Genomic DNA, 18,857 nt, shown 5'->3' on the forward strand with positions numbered 1-18,857 from the left:
AAGGCAATGATTTTCATCATTCTTCCCTTTGCCGTTGTCACCTAAGGATTAACGTTAGGGTTACATTGGCCTACTCCAATATTTCCATTTCCATTTCCATTTCCGTTACCATTCCCATTTCCGTTGCCATTTCCCGGAGTCCCGGCCCCACATGGCTGCGGATTTGGGTTTCCGGGTGGAAAGTGAATTCCGCCATTTCCTGTACCTGGGTGATCATGCTTCCCTTTTCCTGGATTCCAGCTTTGTGCAGTTTCAAAGCGAATCGGCTGATGACTTAAAACTTCCGGTCTAGAATAGAGCTTTTCAGCAATCATAAATATCACCTCCTTCTTTATATCCCGTTCACCATAAAGAACAGGCAGACAAAAAAAAGTAATAAATCTCTATTTTAGAATTATAATTGATTTATTGTTCTTTTAAAAGAACAATATTTCGACAAAAGATTTCATAACCTTTTATCCTACATCACTCTGCTTACTTATTACTCTATTACGGCGACTTCCTAATATTGACCCGGTTTTTTCTTCAAGAAATATCCGGATATCATGGGTTTTAGCTTCTGTAATCTGTGAAAATAGGTAGGCAATAAAACAGATCGCTATTACAATAAGAACCTCCAATATTATTGACAATAGGTTTGGTTGGAAGCCAGTAAAACCATTCTTGGCACACAAATGGTACACTGTATTTATTATGGGATAGTGTATTAAATAAAGGCTAAATGAAAATCCAGCAATTAACTTTGAAATCCTCCCTAGCCACCCAAGGTTAATGCTCCTAATTTTAGGTGGTAAGCAATGAAGTAATGTATAAATAAAAAATCCAAATGCTAATCCAATTATAAGGTCTATTGTGAATAAATCCTCTGTCCAAGTTTCCGTAAAAAGCCTTCCAGTCATCATAAGAGGCCTAACTGGAGTAACTGCAAAAAATAGTATTTGAGCTAATACTGCTGGTAATATACCTTTTTTAAAGATATTTATCTTGGGCAATAACAAAACAATCATTCCTATTAACCATATTAGAAAATAGGAGCTCATTCTAGTTCCAATTGTTGAAATAATAATCAACGCTATAAACAAGAAAATAGTCTTAACAATTATTTTCTGCTTATAGAAGAATAGTTGTAACAAAATTGGAAGTAACATATAGTACCAGAATTCATAATTAAGACTCCATAAAGGGGCATTTGAACCATAAACACCTACAAATATATTTTGGAGAAAAAATATATTACCTACAAACTCTATTAGATTGATAGAAGGGTTTTTGTAACCATCGTATCCAAAGTAATTAGTAGAAATATTATCCAAGACTAATGTGAGTACTAATGCTGGAATTAAAACTACCAACAATCTAGATAAACGGTTTATCAAATAAGATTTCCACGACCATTTATTTTCGTATACTGTTTTTAGAATGGACCTTGAGATGAATAAACCACTAAGAACAAAAAAAATAATAACTGCTGGCCCGCCCAGAATATTTAAAAGATAGAGAAACATTACAAACAAATTCTGATTTTCAACATTACCATAACCCACAAATAATCTAGAACTTAGATGTTCCATCACTACTAAAATAGCGGATATTCCTCGAATTAGATCTAAATAAATTGACACATTACCTTCCAACAATTCATTTGCCTTAATAAAATTGGGAAATACCTTACTCACAATTCCACACCCACTGTATTCAGAGTAAAAATACCTGTAATTTAAAGGAATCTCTAATTTACTTCTTCCTACTTCTGCTTAAGTTAAAATAGTATTTTGTAATTCAATTATTTTATGAACCTCGTCCTCAGTTGTAAGTATTGGCTCCCTATCCATATCCCTTATCCAAAGCAAACCATCTGGCAGTGGGTTAATCTTTTTATTAAGGCTTGGAAACTTCTGATATAAAATAATGTCTTTGTAGATTTCAGGCATATTTAGTCCTGCTTCTGTAAAAAAGTAACAGGTTGTGAAAAATCGCATATTAATTTCTGTCGGGTTCGGGAAGCCATTTTTGTCATAAGTCATATCAACACCATAAACACCATGTGGTTTAGCATCAATGGCCAAAATTGAATCAAGTGCTACCCTGTTTACTGTATCATTTGAATAGGTTTCACCAACACCTGTTATACCTGTAACACCCGATAAGGTGCGATTGGCAAATCCCCAGGATCTCCTCCTGCGTGACTGAGCAACAACGAGCTCTCCTTCATACCAAACAGATAACCAGGTGACTGTTTTATCAGCCTGAAGCAATTCCGAAGCAGTGAAATAACCCCATCCGTTATAAAGATTAATCCAATTTCTTGCAAATTCATAATCATTAGTTGGTAATGCTCCCCTGCCGCCGGCTCCAACTGTGGACCTCAGCCATACCTTTCCTTCCTGGTCTCCAAGTACATCAAACGATTTCTTTAAATCAGATTCATTAGAAATTATCATTGTTTTTGGTACCTTAATTCCGGCAGACTGCCATATTCGATAAGATTGATATTTATCAGTACACACTTCGATAGCCTCATGGCTTGGCATATAAACCTGAGTTCCTGCAGATATGATTTCATCTCTCAGCTTTGATGCCTCTAGTATTTCCCGATCATTCATAAATACTGCCAATGATGGTCTATCATTCTTCAAAACTGAAAAAAGGGACCTTCTATATTCCTTTCCAAAAGCATACTCATAGGGAATATGTCTTTTCAAATCGGCCCTGGATGAGAAAAGATTAAAAGGATTTCTGGAAATCCCCAATATTTCCTCTTTCTTTTGTGCACGATTCCATGACTTAATGACATTTTCCGCGGGGGCAACACCAACATCAGTAATTAAAATTTTCTCCATATTTGAACTTCCCTTCACAATATAAAATTCTTATTTAAAATTAAATAATTACTCTACCTTACGAACAATCCCCTTGTAATGCTCCATGCTGTAATGATTTCTTGCACCAATACCCTCTTTTTTGAACACCTTTAAAACAGTTAATGCTAAAATTTTTAAATCAAGGAAAATAGATTGATTGTTAACATACCAAATATCAAGCTTAAACTTTTCGTCCCAGCTAATGGAGTTTCGTCCATTTACTTGGGCCCATCCTGTAATGCCCGGTTTGACTTCATGCCGTTTAGCCTGTTCTTTTGTATATAATGGAAGATACTCCATTAGCAATGGTCGTGGCCCGACCAAACTTAAATCTCCTTTTACCACATTTAAGAGCTGGGGGAGTTCATCCAGACTATACTTTCTAAGGAAAATCCCCAATTTAGTGAGGCGCAGCTTCCCTGGCAGCATCTGTCCTTTTTCATCCCTTTTATCTACCATTGTTCGAAATTTATATATATAAAATGGCTTGCCATATTGCCCTGGCCGAGTTTGCTTAAACAAAATAGGAGATCCCATGTTAATACCGATTAATAGTGTGACCACAAGCATAATTGGCGAAAAAATTAATAATAATAAAATGGCTCCAAATAAATCTACGATTCTTTTCAAAATAATACCTCCAAGTGCTCAAAATCCAAGCTAATTTGAAGCCACATGATTCAAAGGATGGTCATAAAAGAAGAAATACTGCCTTCTTTTTCCGATTAATTTGGGTTCCATAATCTTAATATCAGTACCATATAGAACATGTATCGCATTTTCTTCCAAGCTCTTTCGATAATTAGAGGAATAGTTTTTTTCAATTAACTCATATGCCGATAAAAGTTCAAACTTTCGACGTAAATGATGATGAGCATCCGATGCAACAAAGTGGACAAGATTATGATCCAATAAATGCAAAGAAAAATTTTTTAATCTTCTTCCATGGTCGCCAGTTAAACTCCCAGCTGTAATTTGTATCAAAATCCCTTGCTTAATTAAATCGTATATTTTTGATGGATTTCTCCTAAGAATTTTATTCCTTTCCGGATGAGCAAGAATTGGAATAAATCCCTTTTGTTGAAGAACAGATAATACTTCCTCAGTATATGTAGGATAATAACTGCAGGGAGGTTCCATTAACAAGTATTTTCCAGTATTATTCAAGGTTAAAAATGATTCCAGATTATGTTCAATGTCTCCCCAAATCTTCCCGTGAAGATGAAATTCAATTCCAGGATACACAGTTAATGGAACGTCATGTTCCTTTAATAATTGATTTACTTCTACAGAAATTCTCTGGATATTCAAGTAATCATTTTCATAAAAATGGTCTTTGTGTTGATGCTTATGGTGGGGAGTAGCGATTACATGTTGGATTCCTGAATGAACTGCCTGTTTTGCCAATAGAATAGTTTCCTCTGGGGTTCTCGGTCCATCATCAAGCCCATACAAAATATGATTATGAATATCTACAATCATCATAAACTCCTTCTTTACTAAAGAACTTTTTGTTCTATTTAAAGAACATTTTAACATAAATAAATATGCTTTACACCTACTTCTTGAACATAAAAATTAAAAAAGATAAAATTTATGCTTCTACAGGGATATCCTGTTTGCCCCTATATAATGGAAAAAATTTTTCATTCACTTTGTAACACTTTTTGACTTCATCAGATATTTGAATATACTTTTTTCCATCATATACCTTTTTCCCAAGAAAATAGTCAAAATTATAATCGTTAGTAAATGAGCTTTTAAACCGAAATAAACCATCATCCTCTTGATATCCACCACCTAAATGAAGGAGAGATGCACCCTTTGATTTGCAAATTTCAATCATAAAATCAAACAAAAGGTTGTTTGGTTTAAGATGTAAATAGGCCGTCTTAGAAGCCCCAAGATGATAATGTGAATATTTTAATCCTACTAATACCATAACACCAGCAATTATTTCACCCTGATATTTTGCAAATAGTAATAATGTCTCACTTACACTTGTATTCTTCATTTGCTCATAAAAATATTTATCCTCAAAGTAATAATATGATACTGCATGGTTACGATCCATTGTTTCCTTATATAACTCAATAAAAGTAAGGATGTTCTCGGGAGTACTTGGTGCCAAAAAACAATTCACGCCTTCTTTTTGGGCCTTTTTAATATTTCTCTTATTCATGGATGAATAATCTTTTCTAATTTGCTCCAATGGATATATCAAATTCACTGCAGTTGTTTTTCTGATATACTCAACATCCATTATTTCTCTACAAGCTTCAAAATTTTTGTAAATGGGATGAAATCTAATCGTTTCGGTTATTATGTTATTTTCTTTGCAATAGGCTTCAAAACTTTTATAAAATAAAGTGATTTTTTCATCATTTCCTTTTAGAAGCGGACCGCCGTAACCGTACGGAGTGACAATATCATATACGGCCTCTTCTTTCCAGTCAATCTTTCTCTTGATAAAAGGATAAAAAACCTTAGCATCATCAATCTCATAGTATGCAGCTAATAATGTACCATTTTCTTCTTTGGAGAATAATGTTCCATATTCAAAGGTGTAATAAATATCCACCTCACCGAATTGGTTCAATAGCTTATCCCATTGAGATTTTGATTCAATAATATCAAATAACTCCATTCTGACACCTCTTTTGCATTAGATAACGTTGGAATAATAAATCTTATTTAATATTTTAATGCTATCATGACGCTTTTAATGCCACAGTAAATATATCTATTTATTATTAAATTTCTTTCTATATGTTTTTAATAAATTTAATAATTGTAGGATTAATAATGAATAAAAGCATAATAACCTTTTGCTTCCAGATTAGTTTAGGATTTTTTAATATTTGCAAAGAGCTTTTAATTAGTGTTATTTTTAAATTTTTCACTTCAGTATTACTTGGAAATTCCGACATCGCTTTAATATAATACCAAGTAAATGCATTATAATATTCTACAATTGCTTGATAATACAATTCACTTTGCTTTATTTCCCTAAAAAAATCAGCCCTTTCCTTAATAGCATAAACTTTATCCAATTTCTTAATAGAAAAAGGAGCATTCAGAATACTGTCTGACCTTTGAACATAGTAATATAATTTACGTGGAATATAAGTAATTTTTTTACTATTATAAATAACTTTATGCATAATAAATTCATCTTCAAAAATTCTAGACTCAATAAAATTAACTTGTTCAAACAAACTTCTTTTATATAATTTATTGCACGCGATAATCCATTTAATATTATTTCTTTGTATACCAAAGGTTTCATTTTTATTAGAGAAGTTTTTCTGTAACTGATTTAGTGCTTCAAGATTGGTAAAGTGTCGAATCTTCAAACACTCTAAATCAATATTTTTTTGATTTTCCAAATAATCAATCTTTACCTTTAAAAAGTCGCATAATATTATATCCGATGAATGTATGGCTGCCGCAGAATATAAGAGTTCATACATCTTCTTATGAATATAATCATCGCTGTCCACAAAACCAATATAGTTACCTCTAGCTACTTTAAGACCTGCATTTCTTGCTGATGATAACCCACCGTTTTCTTTATGAATAACTTTTATCCTATTATCCCGCCTTGAATATTCATCACAAATGGCCCCACTATTATCAGGGGAACCATCATTCACCAGAATTAATTCAAAATCAGTAAATGTTTGAGCAATTATGGAATCTATGCACTTGGACAAAAATCGTTCAACCTTATATACCGGAACAATAATGCTTATTTTTGGCAAAGTTTCTCGCCCCATTCCAGATAAACCTATTTTTAAGACATACTCTCATTAAAGCTTTGTACATTTCTATTTTTATAGATTATAGAAGTTTAAATTACAGTAGATTCCAAATTACTTTCTTCTTTTAAAGGGTTCTCTAGATTTACCTTTGTTATTTTCGGTAATTTCTCCAAAATTCTGAAATCAGTAATGCTATTTCCACCTAAATCAATTCTCTCCAGGTTAAGAAAGTACTGAATTCCATCAAGATTGGATATTTGCCTGTTACTTAAATCCAGTTCTTTTATCGATAGTAAATCGGAAATAGGAATCCAGTCCACCGATGGATTATGCAGCAACTCTCTAACACATTTTTCAAAATTAGGATCAATAAAAGTTGCGACACCGGCAATTTCAGCTGTGGTATAAAACTCCAAGTCTAATTTTCTTGCTTGCTCAATAATGGCTCGAATCGTTTCAGGTGACGTTCTCCATGTTCCGGATTTTTTTGCTTCCTCACCCCAGCCGAAATCTTCCCAATTTACCTCTTCAGGTAAAATGGAATGACAGGTTAAGATTAAATTTTTACCCGATTTTTTTGCCAATCTCATTATCTTTTTTATAAAATGTAAGTTATGAGAATAGTAACCATCTAAACAAATCGATGGAGTGAAGCCACTATGATTAAAAGATGTTAAATTATCCTTATCTAAATGTCCTCTTACAATTTTAAAATATTTTGGTACCAATTCTAAAATATGTTGATTATTATATACAAAATGCGGAAAGGCAAAAGTTACTGGCTTTTTAAACTTTTCAAACGTTCTTGAATGAGATTGTAAGTCCATCCAATTAAATAGTGATACAATCTCATCTTTTATCCATTCCTCTACCTCGAATTCATTTGAATATTCATTTGCTCTTTTATGGTTATATCCGTGATGGGCTATTTCATGGCCATTAGATTGTAAATCAATGAGCATGTCAATTTCATCTTGTGTATGTTCCCTTTTTCCTTCAAAATGGTGAGATGAATTAATATTAAAGGTAACTTTTACGTCATAATATCCAAATATCTCCTTTCCATATTTATACCAGTCATTAATTCGATAACTATCATCGAAAGATAATACAACCCCTGGTTTATTTTTATAAGGTATTATTTGGTGATTTTCTTTTAAAGTACAAGGTCCGGTTTGCTTTAGCATATTAGAATATACATTATTCCAATATCTCCAATTAAAATAGATTTTCTTTATTGAATTAAAATTTGCCATTATTTTTTTTCCAAATATCATTATTATTCCCCCACACAAACTTTAACTATTAACCTCAATCTTAAATAACAATTAATTATCTACTTTTTAAGTTCAAATGATCCCTGACTTTTAATTTTCGAGTGAATATTTTGAAAGGTTCTCTAAATATTCCTTTTTCATATTTATTAATTGCAGTAAACCACATCAGTAATATGAAGGCTGCTGAAAAAGCAGTAATTTTAATAATTAAAAATGTCCATGAATTAGCCAGCATTTTATTATTTAAGGTTAAGGAATATACAATGCTTATGGTAAAAGGGAAGCTCATATATAGGATATTTTTCCAAAAACGCGGTATATTAATGTTAATTCTTTTCCAATAATAAATATTAATAACAAATATATTACCAATTATAAATGCAATACCTGTTCCAAGGGCACAACCAACTGCCCCCCAAAATTGTGCAAAAATAATACTTAATGGTACATTTATAATTGCGACCAAAGCATTTATTACTGTTTTAAACTTTTGCATATTCTTTGCCTGAAGTATAATTCCTCCCATACCTTGAACTAGCGATACTGACATTGGAGCTAAAATTACTAGGGCTACAATAAATGAATCTAGGTATTCTTTTCCAACCCATAATTGAATAAATTCTTTTCCAAAGACTATAAAGCCACTTAGGGCAAAAGAAATAATAATATATTGAATTCTTCCAATCTTAATAAAAAGTTCGGAGAGTTCATAATCCGGTGCATTCTTAGCGACCATTCCCGTAACTTTAGTTAAAAACACATTTGAAATAGCGGAAGAAAAACCTGAGAAATACCCTGTAAATGTTACCCCTATACTATAAATTGATATTGCAACTGTACCGCTATATATCCCTAAAATCACCTGATCAGTTGAATCATATAGTTTATTTATTACTAAATTAAGGAAAATATAAGAAGAAAATATAATAATTTCTTTAAATAAATTTGTATTAATTTTACGAAATACAATTTTTATTTTCAGGATTATAAAACAATAATAAATATTTATCCATATAGATATTAATGTAATCACAAGAGCAACCAATGCCATCGTTAGAGACCTATAACCTAATAATAATAAAGGTAACATAACAAGAGGGCTTACAATCGAACTTACTATAACAACTAATCTTTGAAAAATAAATCTTTCGTGTGCAAGTACAATAACACTGAATAGTCCAAATCCTATACCCAAAGATATATTTAATGTTACAATCCCCATTAATAACTTTAGCTTTTCAAGTTCTTCAAAACTTAATGTATTTGAGAATAGTAAATGCGAATTGAAAGTCAAAATTGTTCCTGTAATAAAAGCAATTAATCCCAAGATTCCGTACATAACAAAGAATAACCCATAAATTTTCGAGCAATTTTCTTCATCGTTTAATGCCTTATACTTTGCTGTATATCTAATTACGGCATTACCTAATCCAAAATTTAATACACCTATATACCCTGCAGCTGAATTTGCTAAACTAAATAGTCCGTATTCTGCTTGACCAAGTAAACTCAACATTATAGGAGTATAAATTATAGAAATTGTACTATTCAAAAACAATGCAACGTATGATAATACAGCCCCTGCTTTTAATTGATTTCTTCTCATAAATTACCCTTCCAAGATATTAAGTATCTTTGACATCTCTGATGAAATATCATATTTTTCTTTTGCTAGATTATTTGAAAATGAATTACTTAATAACTTATTATCTATAAAATTCTTTATTGCGTAGTAAATATCATTTTCATCTATATTTACAATAATTCCTGTTTTTCCATTTACTATTAATTCATTTGCTCCATTTACATTGGTTGTCACTATTGGCTTAAAGAATTGTTTAGCTTCAATTAATGTTATGCAATACCCCTCATATCTTGAAGGTTGTACATATATGTCGCATTGTTCTAAGTAAGAATATGGATTGGGATCCGCCCCAAGTAAGATAAATTTATCTTCAAGATTATTTACCATAATTAGGTTCTCATATTCTTTTCGAGAATTGCCTTCTCCCAAACAATACCATTTTACCTTGTATCCATCATTTATTAATTTTAAAAAAGCTTTGATTGCTAAGTCCTGGCCCTTTTCTTTAGATAATCTACCTATTGTAAGTAACCTAAGGCCATCAAAATCATCTTTAAATCCATTACCAATTTTAGCTTGGTTTTGAATTGTATTTGATGAAATAATATTTAAACATACTTCTGTTTTATTTTTGATGGATGGCAACAACTTAAATAACTTTAACTTTGCCTCATTTGATACAACAATGATTCGATCAAATTCTTTATATATTTTATTAGCAAATCTTTTACTAAAACCTATTTTTGTTACATCAAAATGAATCCATTGAATCTTCTTTTTTGCCTTTATTCTCTTTATAACAAAATAGCTTATGAAGTCCATTGGACCTGCATAAGCTACCGCAACATCATATTGAGTTTCTATTTTTCTATAATCCTTTAATGCATATTTAAAAACAAGGTAATTATTTTTAAAAATCTTTGTAAAAATATATATGGACATTAAAATAAAAAACCTAATAAGACTCCCCTTTCTTAAAGCCGTAAATGCTTCTCGTTGAAGTGGTTGATTTAAAATAGGTTTAATCTGGTTATAGCCATGCAGATATTCAACTTTAACATGAGCTGGGATATATTCTAAAAACCCACCATATTCTTCTAACATTAAAAGGGTAATTTCGTAATCCTCTTTTGGAATCTCATTTATCATATTTAGTAACGCTTTTTCAGTGCCCCCAACGTTCATATTGATTAACATAAAAACTATTTTTTTCTTCATACGTTTAATTCAACCCTCTTTTATCCTATTAACATAAAAAACTTATCTATTTCTTCAACATTCCCTTTCTTTTCCTTTTGTAAATATTGAATAATTCTTTCCTTCAATCTATGATCTTCAATTAGTTTTAGAATTCCTCTGTAAACTGCATCTGCATTCATATCTACAACCAGACCATTTTTTTCATGAATCATCTGATTGTATACAGCATCAAATCTTGTAGTTACTACTGGAACGTTTAACATTCTTGCTTCTGCAATCGCTAATCCAAACCCTTCAAATCTTGATGTTTGTACATATAAATGTGCATTTTTAATATAAGGATAAGGATTAGATTTTACTCCCAATAAGATAAAGTGCTCAGATAAATCATTTTCTTTTATATACTTTTTTATTTGATCATTTAAAGGCCCTTTACCTAATGCATACCATCTGAAATTTATACCATTCTCTTTTAAGTTTTTACATGCTTCAAGTGCAATTTCATATCCCTTTTGATATGCTAATCTACCAATAGTTAAAATTCTAATTCCATCAAAATTATCTTCGTAGCCTTTCCCTAAATCAGCCATTTTTAAAATTAACTTTGGATTATTAATGTCATAGATAACGGTGATTTTGTTTAAATATTCAGGGAAAGTTTCCAGAAATACATCTCTTGTTGAATCTGATACTGCAACAATTTTATTATATTGATCATAATAATGTTTCTGAAAGTCTTTTTCTCTTTGATCTAACCGATAACTTACATTAACCCAAGCATACTTTTCCTTGGCCTTAACTTTTTCAGCAACATAAAATGTAGGAACACCTTGTGCATAACTTATAGCAATATCATACACTTTTGGATTTTCTTCAATTACATTGGACACACTTTTCCAGAAAATTCTAGCTTTTTGAGCATTTTTATATTTATTTCTTCGAATCTCAAATGAATATATCATTCTAGAAGAAAACATTTTAAAATTAAAATTTCTTAATGAATATAAAAATGCATTTTTTAGGTTTAATGAAGCGAAATTTGTATATTTTAATGGTCTTAATATGTTAACTTCCTTATGCACCAGCTCTTCCAAGTCTCCCCCATGTCCAAAGAGCATTAAGTCTACTGTAAATTTGGTGTAATCCAACAAATCCATTAAAGTAACTAAACTTTTCTCTGCCCCCGCACACTCTAAAGAATCTATAACAAATAGTACTGACTTTTTCATTAAAATATCTCCATTTTAATCTATGTTTTAATTTAATAAACTTTTATAAATTTAAGCCACATTTAAAGTATTATTTTTAGGAGGCGTTTTTTTGTCTGTTAAGTTTTTTTAAAAAGCTATCTGATAACATTAAAAACTTAACATTATAATTCAACAGGCTTAGTAAATATTTATACTTTAGTGTTATGGTAGGGTTTTTGATGATTTCACTAAAATTCTTTCTAACGTATTGTTGTATAGTCATTAGATATTTTTCCTGATCCTTTTTGTTGATTACTTGATTTAAAATGTAATAAATATGATCGACACATCCATATACGAAACAAGAAATAAAATCATTGGATAAATTCGGATATGCCACTTTCATAAACGATAAAATTTCATCCCAACCAATAAATGCATCCAGCAGCTTTACATTATATTTAGATGTTAATATACTATTTTCACGCATAACATATATATAGCCCACATAATTAAGAAAAACTACCTTATTTGCTTTTGCAAAAAGTTTATAGGTTGTTGATAAATCTTCATGAATACGTCCCTCTGGGAATTCAACACCATCAAAAAGTCCCCTTTTAAACAGCTTGTTGCATGCGGAAAATCTATATAATTTCCCCTTAAACAATTCACTTATTCCTTCTTTATTATTCATTTCTTTTATATATTTCTTTTCAACATCAAAATTAATTTTGTTGTTTATTTCTCTACCAAACTTACAAATGGATATATCACTCCCAGTAGCAATACAATGTGTATACATCTCTAAATGCATATTTTTTTCTATCCAATCATCTCCATCAACAAAACTAATGTATTCACCTTGAGCTATTTTAAGACCTGCATTTCTAGCTGAACTAAGTCCCCCATTCTCTTTATTTAAAACCTTAAACCTTTTATCCCTCAAGGCAAACTCGTTACAAATTACACCACTCTTATCAGTAGAACCATCATTTATCAGAATAACTTCAAAATCTTTAAATGTTTGTTCCATGATACTCTCCAAGCATTTTCCGAGGTAAGGTTCAACATTATACACTGGCACAATAATACTTATCGTAGGCTTCATTATTCTCTTCCCATTCTCATAAAGTTATTTTTTGCTTTACAAGTGTTGAGGAAACTCCCTTTGTATAAGGAAAATAAATTACATCTATCCCCACTTGTTTAAACTTCTTTTCAACTTCAGTGAAAAGGGGGTTCCCCTTCCAATCATCACCTACAAACATGACGTCAAATTGCAGTTTTTCCCATGCTGTAAATTTATCACGATTAATTTGTGGCACAACTTCATCAACATATCTGATTCCTTCAACAATGGCCATTCGTTCGAAATGAGGGATGACTGGCAGCTTATTTTTATATTCCATGACCAATTCATCAGTACTTACTCCTACAATAAGATATTGACACTGTTCTTTTGCTCGTTTTAAAATATTGAGGTGTCCGACATGGAATAAATCAAAAACTCCAGAAGTATAACCAACCTTATATTGTTTTTGCTGCATAACTACTTCTGCCGCTTTCACTAAAACAAACCTCCTCTAAACGTTTCAGCAAATTTTCGTTCGTAGTTCCTTTTTCAAAGGAACCAATATGGTCTAAAAAGTCAGATAAATCTGTGTTATATTGTTTTTCATTAAATTCTTCTATTTGGACTTGCAATTCCTGATTGCTATTGGCACTAATAAAGGGGAGTTCCTTGATATCGAAATATAAGCTTCTGTCATTTTGTACATATTCTTTTAAATCTGGAACATAGAGAAAACATGGTCTTTTAGTGATGGAATAATCAAACATTAGTGATGAATAATCGGTAATTAAAACATCTGCCACACTCAATAGTTCTTGGATATCATCATAGGATGTTACGTCCAAAACTTTCTCGCCAAATGAAATTTGACCTGATTTTGAAAGTAAATGCGGATGTAATTTTACTAATATAATCCATTCTCCCCCAAAACGGTTTGCTGTTTTTGTCAGAACGTTACCATAATCAAGATCATAAGCATCCAAATTATTTCCTTTTCTAAATGTTGGAGCATATAAAATGATTTTTTTACGTGTGTCTATATTTAATTGGTTACATACTTTTTTTCTCAAACTGTAGTTTTCATGAAATAAAATATCATTGCGGGGTGAACCATGTTCAAATATTTCACCACCATACCAAAACGCCCTTTTGAAAATCCTTGTACTATATTCACAACCGGACAATAATAGGTCACATTTTAATGAGTCTTTTTTTGCCATTTGAATATACTGTTGCGGCAGCGATTCTTTTGCATCCTTTTCAATATGTTTTAACCGCAAGGAGCTATGCCAGGTTTGAATATAATATTGCTTTTTCCGCTTGATGAATAAATCTGTTGTTCTAAAATTGGTGATAATCACCTTGGATGTACATAATTCATAAAAATACCTTAATGACATTACCTTGACTTTTCTAAAGCCTGTTAAATAACTCTTATCATCAAGATTGTTAAATGCCCAAACTACATCAAACTTACCTTTAGGGTAGTTGTTCAAAATATATTCGGTGATATATTTTGGATTACATCCATATTGGCTTCCATAATAACTAAACAGGAATATCTTATTATTTTTTATTGGAAGACAATTAAAGATATAAACCATGGCAATAGCTAAGTATCTTTTAATCAATTAAAATGCCTCCATTGGAGAAAATAAAAATAGCATCCCATCTTGGACTGCTATTCGTTAATCTTATATTCAAAGGTTTCATTCTAAAGATCAAGCCGTTCTAATCCAACGGTTCGACGAAAAATGTTTATCTTTCTAAATATTCTTATAAAGAATATATACAAAACATTTAAATAAGGATGTAACCTAAACAATATTAATTGCATTTTTATTATTTTTTCATCTCTAACTGAGTTTTTCAACTTGGAATAATTATTAATTATATATCTTTGTATTTCTTTTCTATGTTGCCCTTTTCTATCCTTGTCTCTAATTTTAAAGAGAAGATTATAATGAATTAAATTGGTTTTTAAGAGCATTTTGTAGGATTCATCGATAAGATCTTTGTAGTGTTCCTCAATAAATTGATGTCTTTCCTTTAATCCCTTTATAATATCTAAGTGCCTTGGGGTATATGTTGACACAATGCTGTCTCCGCGTTGGTAATAGTAATATAACGGCTCATTAATGCTTACAAATTTATTCACTCGCTGCATTACCTTATGCGCCCAAAAAACATCTTCAAATAGTACTCCTTTTTTGAAAGGAATATCCTTAATTATTACAGTTTTATAAAGTTTACCCCACGCAAAGTTTTTTACCTTTTCATTAATAACCAGTTGGGTCATTACTAACTTATTATCATAGACTATAGGAGGAGCCTCTATAACAAATACTCTGCTATCAAAAAGGAGATAATCATCATATGCATAATAAAAAGCCGATTGTACAACATCAGCTTCAAATTTCTCACTTACTCGAACCATATTCTCAATCATTTTTGGATCTAACCAGTCATCACTATCGACAAAAAGGGTGTAATCTCCGGTAACATATTTTATTCCATAATTTCTAGCATCTGACAGCCCGCCATTCTCCTTTTGAAGTACGGTTATTCGATTATCTGAATTGGCATAGGATTTCGCAATATACCCACATTTATCTGGAGAACCGTCATCAACTAGAACAATTTCTAAATTTTTATATGTTTGAGCTAAAATACTCTCCAAACATCTTGATAAATATTTTTCAACCTTATATATCGGAACAACTACACTTACTTTATAATTCAACTTGAATCCGCCTATCTATATTTTTTGAGAGAAATAGTGTGACATGAATTAAAGGACTATTTTTTTCCCCCAGTGTTTTGATTCTGCCATTTAATAAATTCAATTAGTGTTTTATATTCTTGTATATTTTCCTTCTCAATCCCTGATTCCTTTAATTCTGTTACAAGATCAAGCCATTCTTTATCAGGCAGTTTCTGCTCATCTTCAGAAGTATCTGTTTTAAGCAGTGCTTTTAAATCAACCTGGAGTACACTGGCAATTTTTTTAACAACATGAATAGATGGGTTTTGATTTATATTTCGTTCAATATTACTTAAGTACGATTTTGAAATTTTTGCACGTTCAGCAAGTTCGGATAATGACAATCCCTTTTCCTTTCGTAATACATATATATTTTTTCCTATCATTTATACATACCCCGTTTTATCCAAAATTGTTGGATATCTAACTTTTTTATTGCCAGTATTAGCAACATTCACTGTTATCTTAATGCAATCTATAACTCTCATTTGATCTTCTATCGACATATTTGACCCGGATGGTAAACATAACCCCTCATTAAATAACTTTTCGGATATACTCTCTGATAGGCTATGAGCATAATATTTAGCCCTTTGGAATACAGGCTGTAGATGAAGCGGTTTCCATACCGGCCTTGCTTCAATATTTTCTTCGCTTAAAGCGGTTAACAATTCTTTAACTGTTAATCCTGCCTCTTCTTCCTTAATAGTAAGGGCCGTTAACCAACGGTTAGAAAATGTACCATTCAATTCGGGCATAAAATAAAAACCTGGTATTTGACCAAGCTCTTGAAAATATTTCTTAAAAATAGTTCTCCTAGCCTCAATCCGATCATCCAATACCTCTAATTGAGCTCTTCCAATACCTGCAAGAATGTTACTCATTCGATAATTAAAACCTATTTGGCTATGTTGGTAATGAGGGGCAGGATCACGAGCTTGGGTAGCTAGAAAACGTGCCCTTTTTATTGCTATGGTATCGTTTGAAACCAGCATACCCCCACCGGAGGTTGTTATAATTTTGTTACCATTAAATGAAAAAATCCCAAACCTCCCAAATGTCCCACTTGCTTTTCCCTTATAGGTTGATCCGAGAGACTCGGCTGCATCCTCAATGATTGGAACATTAAAAGAATTACAAATAGAAGTAAGCTCATCCATCTTTGCACTTTGTCCATAAAGATTGACTACAATAACAGCCTTGGGCAGTTTTCCCTCAATATTTGCATCATTTAATGCTCTTTTTAATGCTTCGGGGGACATATTCCATGTATCTGGCTCAGAATCAATAAAAACAGGTTCAGCTCCCTGATAAATAATAGGATTAGCACTTGCTACAAAAGTTAAGCTCGAACAAAAAACTTTATCACCTTTATTTACCCCAAGTAAAGAAAGGGCTAAATGAATAGCTGCTGTTCCCGAACTTACCGCAGCAGCTTCTCTGATATTAACGTATTGGGCAACCTCCCTTTCAAAAGTGTCAACGTTTGGGCCTAATGGTGCAATCCAGTTGGTTTCAAATGCTTCATTTATATAGTTCTTTTCATTTCCGCTCAAATGTGGGGAAGATAGAAAAATCTTCTTCTTATCTGTTTTACTCAAGACTTGATTCACCTCCAAAACGTTTCGAATAACTTATCATTTACTGCCAGTTAAAATCTGTTTTTTTATTTCCTCTATTATTTCCTCAGCACTGATAGTTTTTGATTCTTGACCCTTTAAATAGGTGTTAAATAATATTTCCCGGAATTTCTGTTGGGTTAGTTGCTTTGTAAATCCCATTTTTCTAACCTCTCCTAAAATACTTTACTTTCTATTAAAAAAACCTCACTTTTTAAAAGTAAGGTTTTTCAATAATATTGAATCTGGGTTCTTTTTTGCAACGCTCTATGAACCTTAACACGTCCTTAAATCAGCTCACGCCACGTGTTCTTATCCTATTATATGATATAATTTTTCAACCTCCGTTTCATTTCCATAATCATTTGAAAGAACATTCGAGATTAATTTGGCCTTAAGGTCCGGGTTCTCCATTAATCTTTTAATCCCGGCTACAATTCCTTTTACGCCTTGCTGAGTAATAATCGCATCATACCCATCTTTTGCCTGACTTTTTGCGGTTGGAAAATTAGTGATAACAACAGGCTTCCCCAAAATTTGTGCTTCCCGAATCGTAACTGCCTTCCCTTCATACCGAGATGGCTGGACATATATATCACAGGAATTAATATAGGGGTAAGGATTGGCCTTTTTACCTAATAAAAAAAATCTGTCATTTAAATCTAGTCGATTTATTAATTCCTTTAATTCGTATTCTAATGGGCCATAACCAACAACATTCCATTCAATATCGAATCCATGATCAACCAATTCACGGCAAGCTCTAACAGCCTGATCAAGCCCCTTTGCATGTGAAAACCGGCCAACTGTAAGTAATTTGGTTCTGTTGTTTTTTCTGCCTGGATTTTCAACTGCGACTTCTAACGCTTGTTTTTTTATAAATGTTGGAGATAATATATTTTCAATAACACATATTTTATGTCCCAATCCTGGAAATATTTTTAAGAATTTATTACAACATTCCTCCGAAACCGCAACAATTTCATCTAGTTTATTCCACATCTTTTCATCTAACTTTTTGTTTAAATAAATATTGGAATAGTCAGTATGAATCCAGCCGATTTTCTTTTTCGCTTTTACCTTATCCGCTATAAAATGATGGGGCCATAAAAATCCTATGGCCACATCATATTCTTTATTTAGTTCAGGAAGAAATGGACTAGCCATTTCCCAGCCATATTGGATAACAAGGTAACCTGGTTCTTCGGCCTTTATTAATTTCCCATAAAGTGAACCGACATATTTGGCAGCTGTTCTTGACATAGCAACTAAAAAGTGCCCTTTCTTAGCAATTTGGGCAATAGGCATTCTAAATGTTGTATATGCTGGAATTTCAGGTAATAAATTCGGACCTTTCGGTAAAAAAGAAAGAAATTCTCCTTCGTGCTTAAATAGTATTAAATCTACATCATATTGACTATAATCCAGATGACTTAGCAGGCCGATGAGGCTTCTTTCGACACCACCGATGGCCAAATCAAAAGATGTTATCAAAATTTTCTTTTTCTCCATTTTGATTCCCCTC

Annotated in this window: 19 protein-coding genes; all 19 read right to left on the reverse strand. The window is 31.8% G+C overall.

From position 1 onward, the window contains the following. Nucleotides 1-41 precede the first annotated feature (41 nt). The 19 genes from ACZ43M_RS22420 to ACZ43M_RS22510 all read right to left on the reverse strand — a co-directional run bounded on the left by ACZ43M_RS22420 (nucleotide 42) and on the right by ACZ43M_RS22510 (nucleotide 18,844). The gene (locus ACZ43M_RS22420; protein WP_464504724.1) at nucleotides 42-314 is read right to left on the reverse strand and encodes a hypothetical protein; all 273 of its coding nucleotides are present in this window, start codon (nucleotides 312-314) and stop codon (nucleotides 42-44) included. Nucleotides 315-455: 141 nt separating this feature from the next. Continuing rightward, nucleotides 456-1,676 carry an acyltransferase family protein gene (locus ACZ43M_RS22425; RefSeq protein WP_464504725.1) on the reverse strand — a complete coding sequence of 407 codons (1,221 nt, stop codon included), beginning with the start codon at nucleotides 1,674-1,676 and terminating at the stop codon, nucleotides 456-458. A gap of 78 nt (nucleotides 1,677-1,754) precedes the next feature. Beyond that, nucleotides 1,755-2,840 (reverse strand): carboxylate--amine ligase, encoded by a 1,086-nt coding sequence (locus tag ACZ43M_RS22430; RefSeq protein ID WP_464504726.1) that lies wholly within the window; start codon nucleotides 2,838-2,840, stop codon nucleotides 1,755-1,757. 48 nt (nucleotides 2,841-2,888) lie between these two features. After that, nucleotides 2,889-3,491 carry a sugar transferase gene (locus ACZ43M_RS22435; RefSeq protein WP_464504727.1) on the reverse strand — a complete coding sequence of 201 codons (603 nt, stop codon included), beginning with the start codon at nucleotides 3,489-3,491 and terminating at the stop codon, nucleotides 2,889-2,891. Nucleotides 3,492-3,521: 30 nt separating this feature from the next. Further along, on the reverse strand, nucleotides 3,522-4,346 hold the full coding sequence (locus ACZ43M_RS22440) for a tyrosine-protein phosphatase (RefSeq protein ID WP_464504728.1): 825 nt from the start codon (nucleotides 4,344-4,346) through the stop codon (nucleotides 3,522-3,524). A gap of 109 nt (nucleotides 4,347-4,455) precedes the next feature. Further along, on the reverse strand, nucleotides 4,456-5,508 hold the full coding sequence (locus ACZ43M_RS22445; RefSeq protein WP_464504729.1) for a lipid II:glycine glycyltransferase FemX: 1,053 nt from the start codon (nucleotides 5,506-5,508) through the stop codon (nucleotides 4,456-4,458). A gap of 118 nt (nucleotides 5,509-5,626) precedes the next feature. Then, on the reverse strand, nucleotides 5,627-6,640 hold the full coding sequence (locus tag ACZ43M_RS22450) for a glycosyltransferase family 2 protein (protein ID WP_464504730.1): 1,014 nt from the start codon (nucleotides 6,638-6,640) through the stop codon (nucleotides 5,627-5,629). A gap of 74 nt (nucleotides 6,641-6,714) precedes the next feature. After that, nucleotides 6,715-7,902 (reverse strand): polysaccharide deacetylase family protein, encoded by a 1,188-nt coding sequence (locus tag ACZ43M_RS22455; protein WP_464504731.1) that lies wholly within the window; start codon nucleotides 7,900-7,902, stop codon nucleotides 6,715-6,717. A 55-nt stretch (nucleotides 7,903-7,957) separates the two neighbouring features. Next, a complete protein-coding gene (locus ACZ43M_RS22460; RefSeq protein WP_464504732.1) occupies nucleotides 7,958-9,508 on the reverse strand; it encodes an oligosaccharide flippase family protein in 1,551 nt (516 codons plus the stop codon). Between the two features lie 3 nt (nucleotides 9,509-9,511). Continuing rightward, a complete protein-coding gene (locus tag ACZ43M_RS22465; RefSeq protein WP_464504733.1) occupies nucleotides 9,512-10,705 on the reverse strand; it encodes a glycosyltransferase in 1,194 nt (397 codons plus the stop codon). Nucleotides 10,706-10,725: 20 nt separating this feature from the next. Beyond that, nucleotides 10,726-11,916, reverse strand: coding sequence for a glycosyltransferase (locus ACZ43M_RS22470; protein WP_464504734.1), 1,191 nt, complete (start codon nucleotides 11,914-11,916; stop codon nucleotides 10,726-10,728). A 76-nt stretch (nucleotides 11,917-11,992) separates the two neighbouring features. Next, nucleotides 11,993-12,985, reverse strand: coding sequence for a glycosyltransferase family 2 protein (locus ACZ43M_RS22475; RefSeq protein WP_464504735.1), 993 nt, complete (start codon nucleotides 12,983-12,985; stop codon nucleotides 11,993-11,995). Nucleotides 12,986-13,001: 16 nt separating this feature from the next. Further along, nucleotides 13,002-13,445, reverse strand: coding sequence for an FAD synthase family protein (locus ACZ43M_RS22480; RefSeq protein WP_464504736.1), 444 nt, complete (start codon nucleotides 13,443-13,445; stop codon nucleotides 13,002-13,004). Next, nucleotides 13,405-14,580, reverse strand: a complete 1,176-nt coding sequence (locus ACZ43M_RS22485) for a CDP-glycerol glycerophosphotransferase family protein (RefSeq protein ID WP_464504737.1) — start codon at nucleotides 14,578-14,580, stop codon at nucleotides 13,405-13,407. Before ACZ43M_RS22485 ends, ACZ43M_RS22480 begins: the two co-directional genes overlap by 41 nt. Before the next feature lie 83 nt (nucleotides 14,581-14,663). After that, nucleotides 14,664-15,692, reverse strand: coding sequence for a glycosyltransferase family 2 protein (locus ACZ43M_RS22490; protein ID WP_464504738.1), 1,029 nt, complete (start codon nucleotides 15,690-15,692; stop codon nucleotides 14,664-14,666). 56 nt (nucleotides 15,693-15,748) lie between these two features. Continuing rightward, complete coding sequence (locus tag ACZ43M_RS22495; RefSeq protein ID WP_464504739.1) at nucleotides 15,749-16,099, reverse strand: helix-turn-helix domain-containing protein; 351 nt, start codon at nucleotides 16,097-16,099, stop codon at nucleotides 15,749-15,751. Next, nucleotides 16,100-17,314 (reverse strand): DegT/DnrJ/EryC1/StrS family aminotransferase, encoded by a 1,215-nt coding sequence (locus tag ACZ43M_RS22500; protein WP_464504740.1) that lies wholly within the window; start codon nucleotides 17,312-17,314, stop codon nucleotides 16,100-16,102. Nucleotides 17,315-17,350: 36 nt separating this feature from the next. Continuing rightward, nucleotides 17,351-17,494, reverse strand: a complete 144-nt coding sequence (locus ACZ43M_RS22505) for a hypothetical protein (protein ID WP_464504741.1) — start codon at nucleotides 17,492-17,494, stop codon at nucleotides 17,351-17,353. Nucleotides 17,495-17,644: 150 nt separating this feature from the next. Further along, nucleotides 17,645-18,844, reverse strand: a complete 1,200-nt coding sequence (locus ACZ43M_RS22510) for a glycosyltransferase (RefSeq protein ID WP_464504742.1) — start codon at nucleotides 18,842-18,844, stop codon at nucleotides 17,645-17,647. Nucleotides 18,845-18,857: the final 13 nt, after the last annotated feature.

This window comes from Neobacillus sp. B24 (genome assembly GCF_055381825.1).